Raw genomic sequence first — 4350 nt, forward strand, 5'->3', positions numbered from 1 at the left:
CTCTTGAGGCCGCGCTCGACGATCGCTGGCAGCGTGGCGGGCCGGGATTGCTGTCGCGGCGATTTGATTTCGACTTCAGCGATCGTCGTGAATCGTCCGAACCAGGCGGGAGTTTCGAGTCGGTCGACTTGCGCGTTGCCGCTTGCGGCGCCGTGCTGGAGCTGGACCGCTTGTTGCGAGCCGCGCTCAAAGTAGGCAATGACTTTCGAGGGCGCGTTTTCCTGCCCGGCCGCGCCTTGATCGATCCACACGACCGCCTCCGGCCCGCAGACTTCGGTCGCTCCTTGCCGCACGCGGCAATTGCCCGCGAGGTGCCAGACGTCGTAGATGCCCTGTTGCCAATGCTCGGCCGAGTCGGCGGCCACCGAGACTGCGAATCGCTCATCTTCGCGCGGCAAAGTGATCGCGTCTTGAGCGAGCGCCAGTCGACAGAGCGCGATGATCGCCAGCGCGCAGACCGCAAGCCGGCGCGCACCGCATGCGCAGCGATTCCATGGCCTCGAACGAGGCGCGAGCCACCAGCGTTTCAAACCCGAGATCAGACGGGCATCCTTGCCAAGGGTGTTGAAAAGTGCGCAAACCTTTCGGCACGACAGGCCGCGCTGTCGAGCGCTTCGCCGCAAGCCGAAGCGCCGCCGACAATTGCGCAAAATGTCGCGACAAAAATTGCGGCGGATTATAAGTGCGGCTGGCGCGCAGGGTCAAGCGGCTTTGCGGCCGCTAGCAGAATTGATAAGTACTGTCCCGTGAAAGACTTGCGAGTTGTGATTTAGGGCGGATCGACCGTGATAGCATTTGGCCACCGCGCGCTGCTCAGGTTTCACCAAGAGCATGCTCCAACTCAGCGATTGAAATCATGAGCGTCATGGGATCAACGGGAGACGAAAGAAATCCGAACTCCGCATAGAATTTTTTGGCAGATTCGGAAATTGCGTGAACAAGGAGGACGCGTATTCCAGCAAGTTGGGCGGCCTGCAGTGTTCTCAGCGCGGCATCGCGCAAGAGCGCTTTGCCAAGTCCACTCCGATGGAAGTTGAGATCGACAGCCATGCGCCCCAGCACCATCGCGGGGATGGGGTCGGGCATATTGCGTCGAATTCGACCGCCAACGGCACTGTGGGCTATTGCGCCCGTTGCAAGACAGTAGTACGCGATCACACGATTCGACTTGCCATTGCAAACCACGTAGGTCCGGGATGCGCCGCCAACTTCGTTGCGGATTGCGCGGCGCCGAAGCCAATCGTCGAGCGTGGGCTCGCCGCTATTAAAATTGGTCAGATCGTGTTCAGGACCGATTGGTTCGGGCGCGCGAGGCGTTTCGCTCGTCGACTTCTTTTTCGACGGCATGGCCAATCAGTCCCAAGGTGCCGGAGTGCGCAACAGACGTCGCAATCGTGGATTATCGGCTGGCGGCCTGTCCAGCGCGGCTGCAAACGCGGCAAATGCTTTCTCATCCAACGTGAAATAGCAGCGATCGAGTAGCACAGATTCGGCCTCTCGCCGCGCCGCTTCGACCATAAACTCAGTCCTGCTCTTTCCTAAAGCCGCCGCGGCGCGGTCGATGAGCTCGCGCGCCTGCGCATGCAAGCGAAGATTTATGACGGCGTTACGGCTTGTATCTGTCGACATGAATTCTTTCCGGGTTAACGCCACAAGTATACGCTTCTGTATACACAATGTCAATACATCGCGCGACGGGGGCGATGCACGCGCTCACTGATTTATCGAATACAACAGCACGTTCAGCCCGATCCGGGCGGCGTCCTGGCGGGTGTAGCCGCGGCAGCCGAAGGCTTCGTGTTCCTCCAGCGCGCAGCTGATGTCGTAGGGCGAAAAGATCACGGCCCAGCGGTCGCCGATGCGGATGCCTTCGAGCTGGGGTTCGGTTTGACGCGTGCGGGCGGCGCCGGGCTTCGCGCCGGCGGCGGTTTCCGGATCGCGGAGCTGCACCCGCCGGATGTCGAAGCCGCCAAAGGCGGTCGTGAAGATCGGATCGTCAGCCGGGATGCGTTCGATCGAGAGATTGGGGAGCGTTTCGCCGATTTCGCGGCGGAAGGCCGCGGTGAACGGTTTCGACGCGCAGATGGCGTCGGCCATCAAGGTGCCGCCGCGCTCCAAATATTCTGCGAGCCGCGTCCGTTCTGCGGCGGTCAGTCGGAAATCGCGCCGGCCGTGCATGAACAACACCGGATAGCGGAACAAACTCGCGTCGCCGATGCCGATCATCTGCGGTGCGGCCTGCACCTGCAGCTGCAGCTCGCCGGCCGATGCGGCGCGGACCAGATTCACGAGTGCCCCCGGCGCGTCGTTGCAGCCGCCGCCGTGGTAGAGCTTGGCGATCTCGATGAAGCCGCGGTTGCCATGCTTCGCGACGTCCAGGTCCGCCAGCGGCAGGTCAAAACTCTGTTCCTTCCCCTTCGGCTCGCGATTGGTGGCGTAGGTCAGCACGTTGATGCCCACGGCGAGCGCATCGTCGATCCGTGCTTCGACCGGTTCGGGATAAGTCGTTGGTCGCCCGGGCTGGGCGAGTTCCCAGTAGCAGGAGAGGTCCTCGGTCGAGTAGATCACGGAGGTGCGGCAGCCGTATTCGACCGACCACAGCCGGCCCACGTACGCCGAATCCGGCCGCACCTGGTCCTCCATATTCCAGATCGGGTGTCCCGGCGTGACCTGCTGCAATTTGTACTCCGGTTCGGGGAAGACCGCGCTCATCAGCTGGCGGAAACTCTGATCGTACAAGTGGGAATCGCCGCAGCAGGCCTCGGCGAAAATGAAGCCGCCGCGGTCCACGTAGTCGCGGAGCTTGTTGGCATACGGCAAGAGGCCAATCGCGCGGCTGCCGCTGATGTAGAGCACGGGCGACTGCAGGAGATCTTCCACGGTGGCCCGCTCGGCATTAATCGTCTGCCAGGTGAGCCCGAGGTCCCATTTCTTTTCGGTGTAGGCGGTGAGATTCGCGGCGTCGCGGCGATGCTGGTTCCACAATTCGTTTTGGCCGTTGCCGTAATCGAGCTTGGCCATCACGACCGGCCGGCGCCCCTTGGCAAGGAACAACAGTGCGAGCGCGGTGCTGATTTGTGGCTGCTGCTCGGCGTGCCAGGTGCCTTGCCAAAAGTGCGACAAGCGATCCTGGTCGTTCACCAGATATTCTGTGCCTTCTCGGTACCAATCGTGGTCGCCGATGAAGCGCCGCGCGGAGAGCCGGCCGGCTCGCTCCAGGCCGTAGAGATAGTAATACAAGCAAGCCTGTCCCGAACCGTCGGGCCGGGGATTGCGGGTCACGGAAAAATGGTTTGCGAGCCAGCTGACTGCCCGCTCGAGGGCGTGATCTTCCGTGTGGGGGCGGCAGCAGTTGACGTGGCCGCCTTCGACGGTGGCATCCCCGGAGGCGAGCGCCGCGGTCGAGGTGGCGAGCGCGCCGATCCCCGCGCAGGTCATGCTGCCCGACCCCGCGTCGCCCGGTACATAGCCCCAGGAGCCGTCGTCGTTTTGGGTGTTCCGCCAGTAGTCGGCCGCCATCTGCCAGGTTTGCCGCTTGACCTTCGCACCGACGCTCTGGGCGTCGTACAGCGCGAGGACGGCGAATTGCGAATTGCTGTTGTCGCCGCCGGGGCCGGGATACGACCAGGCCCCCTTGCGATCCGCCTCGGTCACTTGCTTCGATTCGAGCCAGCGGACGTTGCGATCGATCAGGACCATGTCCCGGTTCGGTTCGGCCGCGCAGAAGACCATCGTCTGGAGTGCGACGACGTAGGTTCGCTCCAGTTTCAGGCCGCGCAGATATTCGAGGGCCTTTTGAATGACGGGATCGTCCGCGGGCACCCCGGCGTTCAAAAGCGAGAGCGTCACCAGCGCGGTGACGCCACCGGTGTAGCCCGCCATTTCGCCCCAATTGCCGCGGGGCGCCTGCTCACGCTTGAGATAGGCGATGCCGCGTTCGATGGCCTGGAGCACCTGGGCAGCGTCCAGCGGGGCCGCAGGCGGCTGTGCGGACGCTGGTTTGGGCGCCGTTTCACCCGCTACAATCGCTACGATTAGCGCCGTCGCGACCCACTTCGAGCGAGCGCTGCCTGACATCCGTAAACCCTTCGTCGCACCAGGGACAAGATTCCATAAGTAGTTTACGATTCAAGAGTTGAAGCGGCAACGACGCCGAGAGCAGTTGGTTTGTCTGGCATGAGATAGACCGATAGAATGCGCTCCGGAGGCTGTCAGTGGTCAGTTTGCTTTGTAGAAAGCTTTTCTTCGCCTTGTGGCGAGGAGCATTAGGTTATGTGTGAGCACCAGGAACATGCATTCGACGGCGCGTGTGCGATCGGTGCGGGCGCGCAAGTTCGCGGTGAGGCGACG

General features: G+C 62.5%; 4 protein-coding genes. All 4 read right to left on the reverse strand.

From position 1 onward, the window contains the following. Window positions 1-365: hypothetical protein (locus AB7F49_RS38520; RefSeq protein ID WP_428533035.1), on the reverse strand; the 365-nt coding region annotated here is incomplete at its 3' end. 448 nt (window positions 366-813) lie between these two features. Next, entirely contained in the window at window positions 814-1347 is a 534-nt protein-coding gene (locus AB7F49_RS38525) for a GNAT family N-acetyltransferase (RefSeq protein WP_428533038.1), read from the reverse strand. 6 nt (window positions 1348-1353) lie between these two features. Continuing rightward, window positions 1354-1629: a DUF1778 domain-containing protein gene (locus tag AB7F49_RS38530; protein WP_428533041.1), complete on the reverse strand. Its 276-nt coding sequence runs from the start codon at window positions 1627-1629 to the stop codon at window positions 1354-1356. An 84-nt stretch (window positions 1630-1713) separates the two neighbouring features. Beyond that, window positions 1714-3954 (reverse strand): DUF4159 domain-containing protein, encoded by a 2241-nt coding sequence (locus AB7F49_RS38535; protein WP_428533044.1) that lies wholly within the window; start codon window positions 3952-3954, stop codon window positions 1714-1716. Window positions 3955-4350: the final 396 nt, after the last annotated feature.

Source organism: Pseudorhodoplanes sp. (assembly GCF_050250235.1).
In the GTDB taxonomy this organism is placed as follows: Bacteria; Pseudomonadota; Alphaproteobacteria; order Rhizobiales; family Xanthobacteraceae; genus Pseudorhodoplanes.